The organism is Micromonospora sp. NPDC049049 (assembly GCF_040649115.1).
GTDB lineage: Bacteria > Actinomycetota > Actinomycetes > Mycobacteriales > Micromonosporaceae > Micromonospora.
Genome location: NZ_JBEZEX010000020.1, coordinates 116,025 through 134,351, shown reverse-complemented (window position 1 = coordinate 134,351; position 18,327 = coordinate 116,025). Strand labels below are relative to the sequence as shown.

General features: G+C 71.8%; 17 protein-coding genes. 10 read left to right on the top strand and 7 right to left on the bottom strand.

Annotation, left to right across the window (positions count from 1 at the left end; genetic code table 11):
• Positions 1 to 148: 148 nt before the first annotated feature.
• Together AB0B68_RS21145 and AB0B68_RS21140 are read right to left on the bottom strand one after the other, a co-directional pair.
• A complete protein-coding gene (locus tag AB0B68_RS21145) occupies positions 149 to 382 on the bottom strand; it encodes a hypothetical protein (protein WP_091402071.1) in 234 nt (77 codons plus the stop codon).
• Positions 383 to 627: 245 nt separating this feature from the next.
• Positions 628 to 2,232 (bottom strand): RNA polymerase sigma factor, encoded by a 1,605-nt coding sequence (locus AB0B68_RS21140; RefSeq protein ID WP_355009337.1) that lies wholly within the window; start codon positions 2,230 to 2,232, stop codon positions 628 to 630.
• A 664-nt stretch (positions 2,233 to 2,896) separates the two neighbouring features.
• Between AB0B68_RS21140 and AB0B68_RS21135 the strand changes: the two genes are divergently transcribed.
• Positions 2,897 to 3,715: an inositol monophosphatase family protein gene (locus AB0B68_RS21135; protein ID WP_357261937.1), complete on the top strand. Its 819-nt coding sequence runs from the start codon at positions 2,897 to 2,899 to the stop codon at positions 3,713 to 3,715.
• A 177-nt stretch (positions 3,716 to 3,892) separates the two neighbouring features.
• Here AB0B68_RS21135 and AB0B68_RS21130 read toward each other — a convergent pair whose 3' ends face one another.
• A complete protein-coding gene (locus AB0B68_RS21130) occupies positions 3,893 to 4,405 on the bottom strand; it encodes a LytR C-terminal domain-containing protein (protein ID WP_355009418.1) in 513 nt (170 codons plus the stop codon).
• Between the two features lie 433 nt (positions 4,406 to 4,838).
• Here AB0B68_RS21130 and AB0B68_RS21125 point away from each other — a divergent pair, with 433 nt between their 5' ends.
• On the top strand, positions 4,839 to 5,135 hold the full coding sequence (locus AB0B68_RS21125; protein ID WP_007075406.1) for a DUF4193 domain-containing protein: 297 nt from the start codon (positions 4,839 to 4,841) through the stop codon (positions 5,133 to 5,135).
• Between the two features lie 119 nt (positions 5,136 to 5,254).
• Positions 5,255 to 6,160 carry a hypothetical protein gene (locus AB0B68_RS21120; RefSeq protein ID WP_357261934.1) on the top strand — a complete coding sequence of 302 codons (906 nt, stop codon included), beginning with the start codon at positions 5,255 to 5,257 and terminating at the stop codon, positions 6,158 to 6,160.
• A gap of 78 nt (positions 6,161 to 6,238) precedes the next feature.
• On the opposite strand, the gene AB0B68_RS21115 is transcribed toward AB0B68_RS21120, so the two are convergent.
• Positions 6,239 to 6,766, bottom strand: a complete 528-nt coding sequence (locus AB0B68_RS21115) for a DUF3093 domain-containing protein (RefSeq protein WP_357261955.1) — start codon at positions 6,764 to 6,766, stop codon at positions 6,239 to 6,241.
• 90 nt (positions 6,767 to 6,856) lie between these two features.
• Between AB0B68_RS21115 and dut the strand changes: the two genes are divergently transcribed.
• The 4 genes from dut to AB0B68_RS21095 all read left to right on the top strand — a co-directional run bounded on the left by dut (position 6,857) and on the right by AB0B68_RS21095 (position 9,285).
• The gene (gene dut / locus AB0B68_RS21110; protein WP_355009340.1) at positions 6,857 to 7,393 is read left to right on the top strand and encodes a dUTP diphosphatase; all 537 of its coding nucleotides are present in this window, start codon (positions 6,857 to 6,859) and stop codon (positions 7,391 to 7,393) included.
• A gap of 25 nt (positions 7,394 to 7,418) precedes the next feature.
• Positions 7,419 to 8,081, top strand: a complete 663-nt coding sequence (locus AB0B68_RS21105; protein WP_357261931.1) for a DUF3710 domain-containing protein — start codon at positions 7,419 to 7,421, stop codon at positions 8,079 to 8,081.
• 114 nt (positions 8,082 to 8,195) lie between these two features.
• Positions 8,196 to 8,576 (top strand): OB-fold nucleic acid binding domain-containing protein, encoded by a 381-nt coding sequence (locus AB0B68_RS21100; protein ID WP_357198509.1) that lies wholly within the window; start codon positions 8,196 to 8,198, stop codon positions 8,574 to 8,576.
• Between the two features lie 25 nt (positions 8,577 to 8,601).
• Positions 8,602 to 9,285: a DUF3159 domain-containing protein gene (locus AB0B68_RS21095; RefSeq protein ID WP_357198506.1), complete on the top strand. Its 684-nt coding sequence runs from the start codon at positions 8,602 to 8,604 to the stop codon at positions 9,283 to 9,285.
• A 37-nt stretch (positions 9,286 to 9,322) separates the two neighbouring features.
• Here the strand turns inward: AB0B68_RS21095 and AB0B68_RS21090 are convergent, their stop codons facing one another.
• Positions 9,323 to 10,012, bottom strand: a complete 690-nt coding sequence (locus tag AB0B68_RS21090) for a TrkA family potassium uptake protein (RefSeq protein WP_357198503.1) — start codon at positions 10,010 to 10,012, stop codon at positions 9,323 to 9,325.
• Between the two features lie 3 nt (positions 10,013 to 10,015).
• Complete coding sequence (locus tag AB0B68_RS21085) at positions 10,016 to 10,681, bottom strand: TrkA family potassium uptake protein (protein ID WP_355009344.1); 666 nt, start codon at positions 10,679 to 10,681, stop codon at positions 10,016 to 10,018.
• A 163-nt stretch (positions 10,682 to 10,844) separates the two neighbouring features.
• Between AB0B68_RS21085 and AB0B68_RS21080 the strand changes: the two genes are divergently transcribed.
• From AB0B68_RS21080 to dxs, 3 genes are all read left to right on the top strand, one after another.
• Complete coding sequence (locus AB0B68_RS21080; RefSeq protein ID WP_357261928.1) at positions 10,845 to 12,929, top strand: APC family permease; 2,085 nt, start codon at positions 10,845 to 10,847, stop codon at positions 12,927 to 12,929.
• A 70-nt stretch (positions 12,930 to 12,999) separates the two neighbouring features.
• Positions 13,000 to 14,220: a TRAM domain-containing protein gene (locus AB0B68_RS21075; protein WP_357261952.1), complete on the top strand. Its 1,221-nt coding sequence runs from the start codon at positions 13,000 to 13,002 to the stop codon at positions 14,218 to 14,220.
• Positions 14,221 to 14,334: 114 nt separating this feature from the next.
• Positions 14,335 to 16,281 (top strand): 1-deoxy-D-xylulose-5-phosphate synthase, encoded by a 1,947-nt coding sequence (gene dxs, locus AB0B68_RS21070; protein WP_355009346.1) that lies wholly within the window; start codon positions 14,335 to 14,337, stop codon positions 16,279 to 16,281.
• A gap of 715 nt (positions 16,282 to 16,996) precedes the next feature.
• Here dxs and AB0B68_RS21065 read toward each other — a convergent pair.
• Positions 16,997 to 18,190: a hypothetical protein gene (locus AB0B68_RS21065; protein ID WP_357261925.1), complete on the bottom strand. Its 1,194-nt coding sequence runs from the start codon at positions 18,188 to 18,190 to the stop codon at positions 16,997 to 16,999.
• Positions 18,191 to 18,327: the final 137 nt, after the last annotated feature.

Sequence of the window (18,327 nt, the reverse complement as noted above, 5' to 3'; positions counted from 1 at the left end):
GGTTGTTGCGCGGTGGGGGGGGGGGGGGGGGGGGGCGCGGGGCGCGGGGCGCGGGGCGCGGGGCGCGGGGCGCGGGGGTGTCCAGACAGAAAGAGCTGACCGGAGGCACCCTCGGGGTGCCTCCGGTCAGCTATGTCGGTTTGCGGATTTAGTTCGCCATCAGATCGGCGCCACGCCAGCTGAAATCGGGCTCCGTTGCAAACCGCTCGGTGATCTTCACGAGATCCTCCGCGTACTTGTTCGCGTGGTGCCCGCAGAACACCAACTCGCTCCCACCCGCCAGAGTGATCCGGAGCTTCCCGGCAGCATTGCAGCGGTCGCACCGTTCATCGGCGGCTGGGGGAGCCGCCGTGACGGGCGGCGGCGTGAGGGTCGGGGTCATCGCCTTCCTCCTCTGGTCGTCACCGATGAACAATCTCTTCGGTCGTTGCTCACCTATCGTGCAACACCCTTACTAGGCACTGCCTTCCCTGTGTGCCCGCGGGGGACCGAGGTCACACCTGGAAGGGACAGTGTGCCGTGCACCCAGGGTGCCACGTCAACGATCACATTCGTGCATCCGGACGATCACCATCTGGTGTTGCACACCAGGTGGTCAAAACGACACGTTCGGTTGACGAAACCCGCTCAGTCCAGGTAATCCCGGAGGACCTGCGACCGGGACGGGTGACGCAGCTTGGACATCGTCTTGGACTCGATCTGCCGGATCCGCTCCCGGGTCACCCCGTAGACCTGGCCGATCTCGTCGAGCGTCCGCGGCTGGCCGTCGGTCAGGCCGAAGCGCAGACGTACCACACCCGCCTCACGCTCGGAGAGCGTCTGCAGCACCTGCTGGAGCTGGTCCTGCAGGAGCGAGAACGAGACGGCGTCGACGGCGACGACGGCCTCGGAATCCTCGATGAAGTCGCCGAGCTGGCTGTCGCCCTCGTCGCCGATGGTCTGGTCCAGTGAGATGGGCTCCCGAGCGTACTGCTGGATCTCCAGCACCTTCTCGGGTGTGATGTCCATCTCCTTGGCCAGCTCCTCCGGAGTGGGCTCGCGGCCCAGGTCCTGGAGCAGCTCACGCTGTATGCGGCCGAGCTTGTTGATGACCTCGACCATGTGCACCGGGATGCGGATGGTGCGGGCCTGGTCGGCCATCGCGCGGGTGATGGCCTGCCGGATCCACCAGGTGGCGTACGTGGAGAACTTGTAGCCCTTGGTGTAGTCGAACTTCTCCACGGCCCGGATCAGACCGAGGTTGCCCTCCTGGATCAGGTCGAGGAAGGCCATGCCACGGCCCGTGTAGCGCTTGGCCAGCGACACCACCAGTCGGAGGTTCGCCTCCAGGAGGTGGTTCTTGGCCCGCTCGCCGTCGCGGGAGATCCAGCCCAGGTCACGGACCATCTCCCGGACGAGCTTCTCTTCGCCCTCGTCGGCGGCCCGCAGTCGCTCGGCGGCGTAGAGCCCGGCCTCGATCCGCTTGGCCAGCTCCACCTCCTGCTCGGCGTTGAGCAGCGGAACCTTGCCGATCTGCTTCAGGTACGCCCGGACGGAGTCGGCGGAGGCGGTCAGCTCGGCGTCGCGTCGCGCCTGCTTGAGGGCCTCGGACTCCTCGTCGTCCCACTCGAAGTCGTTGTCGGTCGCCGAGGCGGCGGCGTCGGTCTCGGCTGCCTGGGCCAGCTCGGCCGGCTCCTCGACCACCACGTCCTCGATCGCGGCGGCCAGCTCCTCCGGGTCGATCTCGCCCTCGGCGCCCTCGCCCTTGGCCTTGCCGCCAGCCTTGGTCGGCTTGGCCCCGGCAGCCGCTGCCACCGTCGCCTTGGTGGCTCGGGTCGACTTGGTCGCCTTCGTCGGCGTCGCCATTGCGGCCTCGGCGCCGGTCGCCTTGCGAGCGGCCACCTTGCGCGGGGCCGACGTCGCCGGGGCGTCGTCGCCGGCGGGTGCCTGCTTCGGAGCCGGCGCGGCGGCCTTCTTGGTGGTCTTGGCGGTGGTGGCCCGGGACGCGGGCGTGGTCGAGCGGGCCGCGGCGACGCGGCGACGGGTGCTCGCCGAGCCGTCCACCACGACGGTCACTCCCGCCTCGGAGAGCGCCCGCAGGATCTTCTTGGCCTGGGCCGGAGTCACCTCGGCGGACTCGACGGTGCGCGCGAGCTGAGCCGACGTGAGCTGACCACCGGCGCTCTGGGCGTGGGCGATCAGGGTGTCGGTGAGCGAGCGAACGTCGGCGCCGGGCTGGCGGGGTTCTGTCACGAATGACCTTCCGGAGGCGAAGAGCGGGCACGGCGGGTTCGTCCAGCGCAGCGAGGGTTACCGTGCCGGGCGATGTGGTTGAGGGACCCTCGTGTCACGGTCCGGCCGGTGGTCGGCGGTCCGTGCCGCGTGGGCAGGGGTGAATTGTAACGCCGTCTGCGGCGATCATCCTGCTCCGCACCGCGTACCGCCGGTGGGGACCGTCGGTGGGGTGGAGATATGGGCTTCGCGGTAATGATAGCCGCGCGGCCGGCGAAGGGCTTCCGTCGTCGCGCCGGGTGGCGCGCAGAACGTGTCCGAACTGCCGTTTGAGCAGGCAGTACGTGGTCGACGTGGCGGTTGCGAGGGCGCGCGTGTGGATCACCGGGGTCGTTGTCGGCCTGGCCGGTGGCGTCCTCACCAGGTCGCGGTTGGGCATCGGTTGTGAGCCGAGCGTGGACGGGGTGGTAAGCACTTAAGCGACATTACCAACCTAAAGGGGCATATTGCCGGAGGTCGGCCGGTCAAGCTGCGAGGACGGTGCGGTGCGCCCACTTCGCAGCGGATTCCGGCGCCGAAGATCCTGCTCTGGTGCCGTCGTACGGCGTCGGGAACGATGATCTTCCGAGGCTGGGTCGGTAGTTCACCCACCCACATGCACTCGGAGTGCGGAAAGAGGCGAATCATGACCAACTCGGCTACGACACCGTCGGAGCTGCTGACCATCGCGGTGAAGGTGGCTCGGGACGCGGCGGACACCGCGTACCGGATGCGTGCCGAGGGGGTCGTCGTCGCCGCCACCAAGAGCACCGTCACCGACGTGGTCACCGCCGCCGACCGCGCGGTGGAGCGGCAGATCCTCGCCGCGTTGGCCGCGCTACGCCCCGACGACTCGGTGCTGGGCGAGGAGTACGGGGAGGAAGCTGCCGGCGCGGCGCATAGCGGAGTGCGCTGGATCGTCGACCCGATCGACGGCACTGTGAACTACCTCTACGGGCTGCCGTACTCCGCTGTCTCGTTGGCCGCCGAGGTGAACGGGGTGGTGGTTGCCGGCGTCGTGCGTAACGTCAGCACCGGCGAGGAATGGACCGCCACGGCCGGAGGCGGGGCCTGGCGCGACGGTGCGCGCCTGCGCTGCTCCGGCGAGGCGGACCTGGGGCAGGCGCTGGTCGGCACCGGCTTCGGGTACGACGCCGGCCGTCGGGCGCACCAGGCGCAGGTGGTGGCCGGGCTGATCGCACACGTACGGGACATTCGGCGACTCGGCGCCGCGGCGCTGGACCTCTGCCTGGTCGCCGAGGGGCGGCTCGACGCGTACTTCGAGAAGGGTCTTGCGGCTTGGGACCTGGCGGCTGGCGGGCTGGTGGCCGCCGAGGCGGGGGTCCGGGTCGCTGGCCTGGCCGGTCGGCCGCCAGGGCCGGACCTGGTGGTCGCGGCCCCGCCCGCGCTCTTCGCGCCGCTGCACGACCGTTTGGCCGCGCTGGACGCCTCCGGCGGTCCCTGACCGGCGGACCAGGTCGGCCGGCTCCGAGCGGCCGGCTCCGGCCCTCCGACACCCGGTTCCGGGTGGTGGGCCCGGCTTTGACCGGCGGGCCCGGCTTTGACAGGCGGGCCCGGCTTTGACCGGTGGGCCGGGTCGCTACGGGTCGCCGGCCGGCGCTGCGGGGGACCGGTTACGCCGTCACTTGGCGGGTGGGGACGGGCAGGCGCCCTTGGGTGCCTCCGGGGGGCCCGAGTCGCCGAGCGACTGGTTGACCTCGGTCGTGGTGGCGAGCTGCTGGAAGCGGTTGCCCAGCACCACGTCCACGGTGTCGTCGGCGCGCTTCGGGTCGTAGCCCGGCACCGCGTTGTTGAGGAAGTACGCCTGGAGCAGGTGCGCGGAACCGACGCCCTTCGGGCCGTACCGCAGCACCGCGACGCTGTCGACCTTCTTCTCGTTCCCGGTCTTCTTGACCTGGAACTGTCGATTACTGAACTCGTCGGCGACGGTGTGGGCGAGGCCGGGCTGATCCGTGGCGTTGAAAACGTTGATCTTGACGTCCTTGCGCTCGCGCAGGGTCAGATCCGCCAGCGGCCAGCCCTCGGGGCAACCCGCCGCGGTGCCCACGTTGCCCTGGCTGTCGCGGACCACGGCCACGACGACGAAGACCAGGGCGATGATCGCCAGCAGGCCGACGACGACGAGTGCTCGCACGCGCGCAAAACTCATCAGGGCTCTCCCCGGAACCTCAGTGGGTGGTGGCGGCCGGGAACGATCGCTCAGGCCGCCGGCCGTCGAATACGCCGCTGAGGTTAACGGTTGTCCGGCCGTCGCGTGGAAACAGCCCGACATGCCGGCGCGCCGACCGCGAACCGGGTACTACTACCCCTATCTTCGTGTCGCCTGAATCACATTGGGAACAATCTCGCGTGCGGGGGCGTACATCTCAGCCGCAAGGGCGGTATACATGCCTCGCCCAAGGGGGGGTAAGGTTCCGCGCTCGCAGGGCAGTCGCCCCAGCGAGCTCGACCCGTTCGGTCCTCGGGTCGGGTGCCCGACACAAGTGATGGCCGGCCAGCGGAACCGAAACAGCGTCGTCCGGCGTTACAACCGGAAGCGACAACATCGATATGGGAGAGTGAAACCGATGGCCACCGACTACGACGCCCCGCGTCGCGACGAGGTCGACCTCGGCGAGGACAGCCTGGAAGAGCTCAAGGCACGGCGCGTCGACTCACAGTCGGGCGCGGTGGACGTCGACGAGGCCGAGGTCGCCGAGAGCTTTGAGCTGCCCGGTGCCGATCTGGCCGACGAGGAGCTCACGGTCAAGGTGCTTCCGATGCAGCAGGACGAGTTCCGGTGCGCCCGCTGCTTCCTGGTCCACCACCGTAGCCAGCTGGCGGTCGAGCGTAACGGCGAGCTGATCTGCCGCGAGTGCGTCTGAGAAGCACGACAACACCGGCGGCGGCCTCCTGAACGGGGTCGCCGCTGCCGGTGTAGGCATGCGGCCGCGGTGGGTACCTGCTTGACTCGTAGCGGGTAGCCACAGCACCGGGAGGTCCGATGAGCGATCGAGGCGGCACCACCGAAGGCGGCACGGACGGCCTGGGTGCCACCCGTGGCACGGACGACCTTGGTGCCACCCGTGGCACGGACGACCTCGGTGGCGACGGTGGCTCGGACGACCTCGGTGGCGACGGTGGCTCGGACGACCTCGGTGCCACCGTCGCGGCGTTGACCGCGGACGACATCGCGCCGGCCCGACGCCGCCAACTACTGACCCGAATGGTCGGGCAGGCCCGTGCACGGGGCATCTCCGACCTTTTCAAGCCCCGCGCCGCCGTGCGGTGGATGGTCGACGCCGTCGCCGAGATCGCCCCGCACGTGCCGGTACGGGACCTGGACACGTTGCGCCAGCACTTCCCCGGCCTGGACGACACCGCCCTGGCCGACCGGCTCATCCGTAACGCGTCGAGGACCACCGCCGCCATCGGCGCGGCCGGTGGGGGCGTCGCGGCCGTCGAGTGGACGGTGGCCCCGACTTTGCTCTCCGCGCCGGTGCTGCTGGCCGCCGAGACCGTGGCCGTGGTGGCGGTGGAGCTGAAACTCGTGGGAGAGCTGCACGAGATCCACGGCGTGGCGCTACCGGCCGCCGGGAGTCAACGGGCGGTCGCGCTGGTGCACTCCTGGGCCACTCAACGCGGCGTCAACCCGATGGTGCCCGGCGTGGGAGTGGGAGCGGTGCTCGGCACCGCCGCCCGCAAAGAGTTGCGGGACATGCTGCTGCGGCGCTTCGGTCGCAACCTCACCACGCTCGGGCCGTTCCTGACCGGGGCGGCGGTAGCCAGCTTCCTCAACCGTCGCGCCACCCAGCAGATGGCCGAGCAACTCCAGGTGGACCTGCGCCGGCGGGGTATCGCCCGGCCCGCGCCACCGGCGGCCCTCCCAGGCCCGCCGACCGGCACCTGAGCGGGCCCTTCGGCGTCAGACGGGCAATTGAGCGCCCTTCGGCGTCGGACCGCCAATTGAGCGCCCTTCGGCGTCGGGTCAGCCCGGCTCGCCCGCCGTCGGGTGGGAGGCCGACAGGGCGTCCCGTGCGGTCAGCACCGCCTCGGCCAGTTCGACCGGGTGGCGGGTGCTCACCACCCAGAACGGGGTCGGGTCCGCGGGATCGTCGAGGATCACCTGCACGGCGCCGCCGATCCACGGTCGCTGCACCACGAAGGCGAGCGGGTCCGCGCCGACGCCGAGCACCTCACGTCGGCCGGCCACGTCCAGCGGCACCACGTCGGCCACGAAACGGACCGGCAGGCGGGCGTCGTCCACCCGCAGCTCGGCGTCGGCAACCGCGACCCGGATCCGGCCCAGCCACCACAGCCCCACCGCGGTGAGCGGCACCAGCACGGCGAACGGCAGCCAGGCGCGGACGCCGGAGGCGCCCATCCAGATCTCGACGGCCAGCAACGCGGCGGCCACCAGCCCGGCCAGCCACAGCCACCAGGGCAGATCCAACCGCTCGGTGTACGCCGAGCGGGCGGTGACCGGCGGCTGATCGGCGGACGGGGAGGGCGACATGCTCACTCCTGCGAGGGTACGGCGCACGGCGGCTCGACGAACCGGCAGGATGGCAGGGTCACCCCGCGAACCGGACGGAAGAGGGGACCCGTGACCGACGTCGTACCCGTGCCTGTGCAGTTGCTCGACCCGGAGCTGCCGTTGCCCACGTACGCGCATCCCGGCGATGCCGGGGCCGACCTGGTGGCGGCCGCGGACGTGGAGCTGCCACCTGGCGGCCGTGCCCTGGTGCCCACCGGCGTGGCCATCGCGCTGCCGGAGGGGTACGTGGGCCTGGTCCATCCCCGCTCCGGTCTGGCGGCCAGGCTCGGCGTGACGGTGCTCAACGCGCCCGGTACGGTCGACGCCGGCTACCGGGGTGAGATCCTGGTCAACCTGATCAATCATGATCGGGATGTGCCGGCGAAGATCTCCCGCGGCGACCGGATCGCTCAGCTCGTCGTCCAGCAGGTCGCGCGGGCGCGGTTCGAGCCGGTGGTCGAGCTGCCCGCGTCCCGGCGCGGGGCTGGTGGGCACGGGTCCACCGGTGGGCACGCCGGGCTGGTGCCGTCGCCGACGGGCCAGGACCGGGTCGAGCGGCGGCCGAGCGAGCCGGGCCGCGGGCAGACGGAAGAGGTGGCAGGGTGAGTGTGAACAGCGGAGGGCAGGCGCAGTGATCTTCTCCCGAAAGCGGGCCGACGCGGAGCGGCAGACCCGTGACGAGCGGGCCACCCAGGGCCCGGACCAGGGCGATGCGACGCCGACGTTGGAGCGCGGCCCGTACGACATCTCCGAGAGCTACGACGACGTGCAGCGACTCGACCTGGGCAGCCTGCACATCCCGGCGATCGCCGACGTCGAGGTGCGGGTGCAGGCCGACCCGCAGGGTGTGGTCCAGCAGGTGGTGCTGGTGCACGGTGACAACGCGCTCCAGTTGGGCGTCTTCGCCGCCCCCCGGTCCGAGGGCATCTGGGACGAGGTGCGCGAGGAGATCCGGCAGTCGCTGCTCCGCGACGGCGCGAGCGCGCAGGAGGTCGCCGGCGAGTACGGCCCCGAGCTGCACGCACAGGTGAACACGCCGGACGGCGCGACGAACCTGCGGTTCGTCGGAATCGACGGGCCGCGTTGGATGGTCCGGGGCGTCTTCCAGGGCCCGGTGGCCACCGACCCGGCCATGGCCGGTCCGCTCGTCGAGTGCCTGGACGGCCTTGTGGTCGACCGTGGGCAGGAGGCGAAGCCGGTCCGCGAGCCCCTGCCGCTGCGGCTGCCTCGGGAGATCGCCGACCAGGCCGAGGCCGAGGCGGGCGACGCCGCCGCCGCGCCGCGTCAGGTCTGACCGGCGCGCACCGGCCCGCCGGAACCAGCCCCGTCGGCGTACGCTGGCGGCACGGTTCCGGCGCCGCCGGGGCCGGCCGGGGACGGCGAGCGTGGAGAGGGTGACGCGGAGGTCATGACGACCGACGAGGGCCGGGTGTCGCTGCGGCGCATCCTGCAGAGGTTCACCGCCAGCGAGGCCGAAATCGACGCGCAGGAGCTGCGTCGGGAGAGCGCCCAGTGCGGCGGGATCCCCGCCCAGCAGTGTTCCCGGGGTCAGCTGGTCTCGGTCGCCGGTCGGCTGCGCACCGTGGTCTACACGCCGCGCACCAATCTGCCGACCCTTGAGGCCGACCTGTACGACGGCAGTGACGTGGTCACCCTGGTCTGGCTGGGGCGACGGCACATCGCCGGGATCGAGCCGGGCCGGCATCTGACCGCCCGTGGCCGGGTGGCCGTGCGGGACGACCGCAAGGTCATCTACAACCCCTACTACGAGCTGGACACGCCCAAGTGACGGCACTGCGGACGGAAGGCCGGCGATGACGACGGGACAGGACCGGGCGGCACAGCCGGATACCGACCCTCAGGACGAGGAGCCGCTGCCGACGATCGCCGAGCAGATGGCCGACCAGCTCGGCGGCTGGCGCGGGCTGGTCGAGTCCAGCATCCCGGTCGTGGTGTTCGTCGTCGCCAACATCATCGGCGAGCTGCGCCCGGCGGTGATCGCGTCGATCGCGGTCGCCGTGCTGATCGCGGGGCTGCGGCTGGCCCAGCGTCGACCGATCCGACACGCCGTCAACGGGCTCTTCGGCGTCGGTGTCGGCGCGGCCATCGCGTGGCGCACCGGCGACGAGCGTGACTTCTACCTTCCCGGCATCCTCTACGGCATCGGCTACGGCATCGCCCTGCTGGTCTCGGCCGCGATCCGGCAGCCGTTGGTGGGCTGGATCTGGTCGGTGCTGGTGGCCAAGGGCCGTTCGGAGTGGCGGTCCGACCCGAAGCTGGTGCGCACGTTCACCCAGCTGACGGTGCTCTGGGGCGTGGTCTGGCTGGCCAAGGTGGGCGTGCAGGCCGGGCTCTACCTGGCCCACCAGGACACCGCGCTGGGCGTGGCCCGACTGGCGTTGGGCTACCCGCCGTACGCGCTGCTGTTGCTGATCACGGTCTGGACGGTGCGCCGGGTCACCCGGGAGACACCGCCGGCCCCGCTGCCCAGCGCCTGAGCGACGTCGGGCGGCCGGACCGCTCAGCCCCGTGGGGTCAGCGTGAGCCGCGGGTCCGTTCGACGCTGTCCGGTCCGAGGATCACCGCGCGGACGGCGTCCTCCACCTCGGCGGTGCAGACGAAGATCAGCTCGTCCCCGGCCTCGATCGGGTCGTCCGGGCTGGGCACCAGGACCCGCTTGCCGCGCAGGATCGCCACCAGGGCGGCGTCTCGGGGCAGTGGCACGGCGTGGATCGGCTCACCGACGTACGGGGCGGTCGGCGGCAGGGTGATCTCGACGAGGTTCGCCTCGCCCTGTCGGAAGGTCATCAGCCGGACCAGGTCGCCGACGGTGACCGCCTCCTCGACGAGCGCAGCCATCACCCGCGGCTTGCTCACCGCGACGTCCACGCCCCACTGCTCGGTGAACAGCCACTCGTTCTCGGCCCGGTTGACCCGGGCGACCACCCGGGGCACCGCGAACTCGGTCTTGGCCAGCAGCGACAGCACCAGGTTGGTCTTGTCGTCGCCGGTCGCCGCGACCACCACGTCGCAGCCGGCGACGTCGGCCTCCTCCAGGCTGCTCACCTCGCACGCGTCGGCCAGCACCCACTCGGCGGCCGGCACCCGGTCCGGGCGAAGCATCTTGGGTTGACGCTCGATCAGCATCACCTGGTGGCCGTTGTCGATCAACTCCTGGGCGATCGAGCGGCCCACGTTGCCCGCGCCCGCTATGGCGACCCGCATGGCTCAGTGCCCTCCTTCCGGCGGCGTCGCCGCCACCGACGTGACAGTCGCCACGATGTCATCGCTGACCAGCATGAACGCCTGGTCGCCCTCCTGAATGACGGTGGAGCCGGTGGGCAGCGTGCCGATGCCGAAGCGGATCAGGTAGGCCACCCGCGCCCCGGTCGCGTCCTCCAGCGTCCGCACCGGTCGGCCGATCCAGTCCTTGTGTACGGGCACCTCGACGATCGACACCGTGCTCGTGGGGTCGCGGAAAATCTCCACGTTGCCCTCCGGGACCAGGTGTCGCAGCATCCGGTCCGCCGTCCACCGCACGGTCGCAACGGTGGGGATGCCCAGCCGCTCGTAGACCTGCGCCCGGCGCTGGTCGTAGATGCGGGCGGCGACCCGGGACACGCCGAACGTCTCGCGGGCCAGCCGGGCCGAGATGATGTTGGAGTTGTCGCCGCTCGACACCGCCGCGAAGGCGTCCGCGCGTTCGATGCCGGCCTGCCGGAGCACCTCGCCGTCGAAGCCGGCCCCCGTCACGGTGATCCCGGCGAAGTCGGGGCCGAGCCGGCGGAAGGCGTCGGCGTCCTGGTCGATCACCGCCACCGAGTGCCCTCGGGACTCCAGGCTGTGGGCGAGCGTCGACCCGACCCGACCACATCCCATGATCACGACGTGCACGCTGTCCCTCCCAAGGTGCGTACCACTCCCGCTGCCGGTGGCCTTCGAGTGCGAGCCTGCCACGTCCCGGTCACGAGCGGGGACCGACCGTACCCCGCCGTCGCGAGCAGCGGTGATCGCCCACCCCCGCGCCCCCGCCGTGGTGGTCGTACTCTTGGCGTTCGTGGCCAGTCCCACCTCGCTGCTGAAGCGGCTTCTTCTCGGTCGACCGTTCCGGTCCGACCGGCTCCAGCACACCCTCCTGCCGAAGCGCATCGCGCTGCCCGTGTTCGCGTCCGACGCGCTGTCCAGCGTCGCGTACGCGCCCGACGAGATCCTGCTGACCCTCTCCATCGCCGGTGCCTCCGCGTACGTCTTCTCGCCGTGGATCGCGCTGGCCGTGGTCGTGGTCATGCTCACCGTGGTGGCGAGCTACCGGCAGAACGTGCACGCCTACCCGTCCGGTGGCGGCGACTACGAGGTGGCCACTGTCAACCTGGGGCCGAAGTTCGGCGTCGGGGTGGCCAGCGCGTTGCTGGTCGACTACGTGCTCACGGTGGCGGTGTCGGTCTCCTCCGGGGTGGCCAACCTGGGCTCGGTGGTGCCGTTCGTGGCCACCCACAAGGTCCTGATCGCGGTGAGCGCTGTCGTCCTGCTGAGCGCGGTCAACCTGCGTGGTCTGCGCGAGTCGGGCACGGCGTTCGCCATCCCCACCTACGGCTTCGTGATCGTGATGGGCGGCATGCTGCTCACCGGTCTGTTCCGGGTCTTCGTGCTGGGTGACGAGCTGCGCGCGCCGAGCGCCGACCTGGTGATCCAGGCCGAGCACAGTGTGACCGGTTTCGCGCTCATCTTCCTGCTGCTGCGGACGTTCAGCTCGGGCGCCGCCGCGCTCACCGGTGTCGAGGCGATCTCCAACGGGGTGCCGGCGTTCAAGGCGCCGAAGAGCCGCAACGCCGCCACCACCCTGCTGCTGCTCGGCACCATCTCGGTGAGCATGCTGGTCGGGATCATCTGGTTGTCCCGGCTGACCCACCTCCAGTTCGTGGAGGACCCGGGCCTCCAGATCATCTCCGGCCCCGAGGGGTACGTGCAGAAGACGGTCACCACCCAGCTCGGCGAGACGGTCTTCGGCTCCGGGTCGATCCTGCTCTACGTGGTGGCCGGGATGACCGCCCTGATCCTCTTCCTGGCCGCGAACACCGCGTTCAACGGTTTCCCGGTGCTCGGCTCGATCCTCGCCCAGGACCGCTACCTGCCCCGCCAGTTCCACACCCGGGGCGACCGGCTGGCCTTCTCCAACGGCATCGTCTTCCTGGCTCTCTTCGCGATCGTGCTGATCGTCGGTTTCCAGGCCGAGGTGACCCGACTCATCCAGCTCTACATCGTCGGGGTCTTCGTCTCGTTCACCGTCTCCCAGGCCGGCATGATCCGGCACTGGAACCGGCACCTGCGCACCGAGCGGGACCCGGAGGCGCGCCGCCGGATGTACCGCTCGCGTGCCATCAACACCTTCGGCGCGGGCCTGACCGGCGCGGTGCTGGTGATCGTCCTGATCACGAAGTTCCTGCTCGGTGCCTGGATCGCCATCGCCGCGATGGCGGTGATCTATGTGCTGATGCTGGCGATCCGCCGGCACTACGACCGGATCGCCGTCGAGCTGACCCCGCCGGACGAGGGCCGGGCCGTGCTGCCCGCCCGCAACCACGCCATCGTGCTGGTCAGCAAGCTGCACCAGCCGACGCTGCGGGCCATCGCCTACGCCCGCGCCACCCGGCCGGACACGCTCACCGCGGTGACGGTCAACGTGGACGAGAAGGACACCCGGGACCTCCAGGCCGACTGGGAGCGACGGGAGATGGCCATTCCGCTCACCGTGATCGACTCGCCGTACCGGGAGATCACCCGCCCGATCCTCGACTTCGTCGCCTCCACCCGCCGCAAGTCGCCCCGGGACGTGGTCACCGTGTTCATCCCCGAGTACGTGGTCGGCCGTTGGTGGGAGAACCTGCTGCACAACCAGAGCGCCCTGCGCCTCAAGGGCCGGCTGCTCTTCGAACCGGGGGTCATGGTGGTCAGCGTGCCGTGGCAGCTCGCGTCGACAGCGAGCAAGAACCTGGACCGGCTGGACGCCACACTGTCCCGGACACCGGCGCGTGGGCCACGGAGCGCCGTGCCAGCGCCGGTCGCCGCACCGCCGGTGGCCGCCGCGCCGCCCGGCGAGGGCGGTCCTGAGAGCAGCGCAACGATGGGGAACACTCGTGACTGAGCCAGGCGGTCAGCGGACCGCGACACCCGGGACGCCGTCGGCGTCGGCCTCACCGGCGTTCGAGCGGGGCCTGGCCGAGACGGACCGGGTCGAGCTGACCGTCGACGCGGTCGCGCCCGGCGGGCACTGTGTCGCCCGGGTGGACGGGCAGGTGGTCTTCGTCCGGCACGCGCTGCCGGGTGAGCGGGTCGTCGCCGAGGTCACCGAGGTGCACCGGGGGTTCGTCCGGGCCGACGCGGTGACAGTGCTGGAGCCCTCACCGGACCGGGTCGAGCCGCCCTGCCCGTACGCGAAGCCGGGTGCCTGCGGGGGCTGCGACCTCCAGCACGTCGCACCGGCCGCCCAGCTGGCCTGGAAGACCGCAGTGGTCCGCGAGCAGTTGGTCCGCCTCGGTGGGCTGACCGACGTCGAGCTGGACCGGCTCGGCGTGCGCGTCGAGGCGTTGCCCGGTGGGCTGCTCGGCTGGCGCTCCCGGGTCCGTTACGCGGTCGACGCCGCCGACCGTGCCGGCCTGCTCAAGCACCGCTCGCACGAGGTGGTGCCGATCGACCGCTGCCGGATCGCCCACCCGGCCATCCAGCAGCTTCCGGTGCTCACCCCCACCGGTGCGCGCTGGCCGGCCGCCGAGGCGGTGGAGACCGTCGCCAGCACCGGCGGAGACGTCACCGTCACGGAGATCCGCGACGGGGCGCCCGCCCCGGTCAGTGGCCCGACCGAGGTCCGCGAGGTCGCCGCCGGACGGGACTGGACGCTGCCCGCTTCCGCGTTCTGGCAGGTGCACCCGGCCGCCGCGGACGCCCTCTCCGCAGCCGTGCTGGAGTTGCTGGACCCGCAGCCGGGCGAGGTCGCCTGGGACCTCTACGGCGGCGCTGGGCTGTTCGCCGCCGGGCTGGCCGCACGGGTCGGCGCCACCGGCCGGGTGACAGTTGTCGAAGCGGCGGCGCAGGGTGTCGCCGCCGCCCGAAAGAACCTCGCCGACCAGCCCAGCGTCGAGGTGGTGTCGGCACGGGTGGAGACCGCGCTGGCCCGCCGACGGATCACCGGCCCGGTCGACGTGGTGGTGCTCGACCCGCCGCGCTCCGGGGCCGGAGCCCAGGTGGTCCGCGCGCTGGTCGCCGCGGGCCCGCGGGCGGTCGCGTACGTGGCCTGCGACCCGGCCGCCTTCGCCCGGGACGTGCGTACCTTCGCCGGGCTGGGCTGGCGGTTGGCGGCGCTGCGCGGATTCGACCTCTTCCCGATGACGCAGCACGTCGAGCAGGTCGGGCTGCTGCTTCCCCCGGACGTGCGGTAGAACACCCGCGTCGGCGCCTGACCGGGTGCTCAGCTGCCCACTTCCGGCCCGGCCCGGGTGCGTGCGGCTCGGGCCGGGCTGCGGAGTACCGGGGGGCCGATAGACTCTCCGGTCATGAGTGTTGAAGAGGACACGGCCAACCACGGCCGGCTGCTGGGGACGGTTCGCGGTCCGCAGGACGTCAAGCGGATGTCCGGCGAGGAACTGGACGTCCTCGCCGCCGAGATCCGGGACTTCCTGATCACCAAGGTCTCCCGCACCGGCGGGCACGTCGGGCCCAACCTCGGTGTGGTCGAGCTGACGCTCGCCATGCATCGCGTCTTCGACTCACCCCGGGACCGGCTCCTGTTCGACACCGGCCACCAGGCGTACGTACACAAGATCCTTACCGGGCGTCAGGCCGGCTTCGACAAGCTCCGCCAGCGCGGTGGCCTCTCCGGCTACCCCAGCCAGGCGGAGAGCGAGCACGACCTCATCGAGAACTCGCACGCTTCCACCGCGCTGTCCTACGCCGACGGCCTCGCCAAGGCGTACGCCCTCCGGGGCGAGGCGCGCAGCGTCGTGGCCGTGGTCGGCGACGGCGCGCTGACCGGCGGCATGTGCTGGGAGGCGCTGAACAACATCGCCACCGCCGGCAACTCCCTCGTGATCGTGGTCAACGACAACGGCCGGTCCTACTCGCCGACCATCGGCGGGCTGGCCGACCACCTCTCCTCGCTGCGGCTCAACCCCGGCTACGAGAAGGTCCTCGACACCGTCAAGGACGCCCTCGGCTCCACGCCGCTCGTCGGCAAGCCGATGTACGAGGTGCTGCACGCGGTCAAGAAGGGCATCAAGGACGCGGTCGCCCCGCAGGCCATGTTCGAGGACCTGGGCATCAAGTACGTGGGCCCGGTGGACGGGCACGACGTGACGGCGGTCGAGGCGGCGCTGCGCGCGGCCAAGAACTTCGGCGGCCCGGTCATCGTGCACGCCGTCACCCGCAAGGGCTACGGCTACCGTCCCGCCGAGGAGGACGAGGCCGACTGCCTGCACGGCCCCGGCAGCGCCTTCGACGTGGAGACCGGCGCGCTGCTCGCCGCCCCGTCGGTGAAGTGGACGCACGTCTTCGCCGACGAGCTGCTGGCCATCGCTGACGAGCGCCCGGACGTGGTGGGCATCACCGCCGCCATGGCCGAGCCCACCGGCATCGCCAAGCTGGCCCGCAAGTACCCCGAGCGGGTGTACGACGTGGGCATCGCCGAGCAGCACGCGGCCACCTCGGCGGCCGGTCTGGCGCTCGGTGGCCTGCACCCGGTGGTGGCGGTCTACGCCACCTTCCTCAACCGTGCCTTCGACCAGGTCCTGCTGGACGTGGCGATGCACAAGCTGCCGGTGACCTTCGTACTGGACCGGGCGGGCATCACCGGCCCGGACGGGCCCAGCCACTACGGCATCTGGGACATGTCGGTCTTCGGTGTGGTGCCGGGGCTGCGGATCGCCGCTCCCCGCGACGCCGCCACCCTGCGCGAGGAACTGCGCGAGGCGATGGCCGTCGACAACGGTCCGACAGTGGTGCGGTTCCCAACCGGTGCGGTCGCCGCGGACCTGCCGGCGCTGCGCCGGGTCGGCACTGTCGACGTGCTGGCCGAGTCCGCCCGTACCGACGTGCTGCTCGTCGCCGTCGGCTCCTTCGGCCAGTTGGGCATGGAGGTGGCCGCCCGGGTCGCCGAGCAGGGCTACGGCGTCACCGTCGTCGACCCCCGCTGGGTGCGCCCGGTCCCGGCGGAACTGGTCGACCTGGCCGCCCGCCACCGGCTCGTGGTCAGCGTCGAGGACGGCGTCCGGGTCGGCGGGGTGGGCGACGCGCTCGCCCAGGCGATGCGCGACGCCGACGTCCGGGTGCCGCTCAAGGACCTGGGTGTACCGGCCGACTGGCACCCGCACGGCACCCGCGCGCAGATCCTCGCCGACCTGGGCCTGACCGCTCAGGACGTGGCCCGCAACGTCACCGGTTGGATCTCCGGCCTGGACGCCACCCCGGACCGCCTCACCCCCAGCGACGCAGCCGCACAGAACTGACGAGAACAAACAACGGCGGGCGTCCCTCGGGACGCCCGCCGTCGCATATCCACCCCCAGCCCCCAGCCCCCAGCCCCCAGCCCCCAGCCCGCAGTCCGCAGCCCCCAGCCCGCAGTCCGCAGTCCGCAGTCCCCAGCCCGCAGCGCCCAAGCCCTCCGACTGACTGCCCCGCCCCGCCCCGCCCCAGCTCCGCCTCGGCTGCGTCGATCAAGGACTTGTGGTGCCCCGCAAAAGGTGCGTATGGCCAGTAGTTGCCCACCACAACTCCATGATCGACTTTGCGGAGGGGTGGCGGGGGTGGCGGGGGTGGCGGGGGCGGCGGAGCGGCGGGGTGCGGCGTGGCGGGGTGCGGTGCGGCGTGGCCGGGTGCAGCGTGGCGTGGCGGGGTGCGGCGGGACGCCCGACGTCTCCATATCCGCCCCACCGCCACCGCCCAACCCTTCCCACCCCCACCGCGCCGCCCGCGCCCTTCCCGCGCCGATCTTGCACTTTCGGTCGACGTAATGCGCCTTGAGCCCGTTTTGTCGGCACAGAAAGTGCAAGATCGACGCGGCTGAGCGGGCTGAGCGGGCTGAGCGGGCTGGGCGGGCTGAGCGGGGTGAGCGGGGTGAGGCCGGCTGAGGGCCTGCTCCGGCCCGGCCCGGCCCGGCCCGGCCCGGCCCGGCCCGGCCCGGCCCGGCCCGGTCTGGCGGGGTGAGGGGGCGGGGCGGGTGGGTTAGCGGGGGGAGATTGAGCGGTAGTGGGTTTTGTCGGTGTTGGCGAGGCTGTAGGTCTGGGAGCGGGACGGGGTGGGGACGACCACCAGGCCGGGGCGCTCGACCAGCAGGGGAGTGCCCGGCGGAACGGACAGGGAGCTGTCCCGGGTGGCCCGCCAGCTCAGCACCACCAGCGGCTGACCGGGCACCGGCAGTTGGTACGCCTGCAACGGGGTGGCCCGGTCGGCGGGTGAGACGACGGGCGCGCTCCCGTCGGCAGGTCGATAGATCACCGCCGTCATCGCGCCGGCGTCGGTGTCCCAGCTGAGCTGCTGCAACTCGGCCGGCTCGCCGCCGCCGAGGGCAACTTCGCCGAGCGAGCGTACGGTGAGTTTCGCCATCGGCCAGGACGTCGGCACCGAGCGTGGGGCGTCCCGGTCCCCGATCCGGCGCGGGATGCTGCCGAAGGGGCCCCGGTCGCCGGACAGCACGCAGGTGTCCAGACCGGTGAGCGCACGCCGGCCCGTGCCGGACTCGTCGCGGACCAACGGGTAGCGCGGGTCAACGGTGCCGGTGCCCAGGTCGAGCAGCCGGTCGGCGGCCCGACCACGGGGGAGCGACTCCGTGGTTCGCAGGGTCGCGGTCACGCCGACGGCGGTGCAGGACGGCACGTCGACCGGTGCGCTGAGACCGTCCGCGATGGTCAACGTCCGGTCCTTGGGCCCGAGGAGGCTCTGCACCCGGGCCGAGACCAGGTAACGCCGGCCGCCGGCCGTCTGCACCGGCAGCACGTCGGAGTAGACGAGGTAACCCGGATCGGTGTATTCGGTGGCGCGGGTCACCGTGTACCGGTCGCCCTCGCGAGTCAGTTGCAGAAGCCAGGATGCGCTTTCGCCGGGCACGTCGGCGGCCACCAGCGCCACCGGGGCGCCGTCGACCCGACCGGAGAAGAGGATGCCCGACGAGGGCAGGTGCGCGCGGTCGTCGGCCGGCGACCGCCAGCTCCGGACCGCCGCGGTGACCGCCGACGTCGCCGTGGCGTCGCTGGAGAGGTCGCCCCGGGGCGGCCACACGGCGAGGGTGCCGTCCAGGCTGTCGTACCCGACCCGGAGGTCCTGCGGCTTCCGCTCGGCAACCGGACCGCAGGCGGTGCCGGCCAGCAGCGCGCTCAGCAGGACGGGAAGCGCCCTGCCGTACCGACGGCCTGGAATCATCTGGACCGCCCCCGATCGCCTCGCCGTCGCTGTCGGAAAGCGCCATAGTACGAGATGTCCGATGCGGCGCCTCAGTTGGCCGGCACCCGAAGCACCACAATGGACACCACCGGGGGTTTAGGGCGTTTTGGTTACTC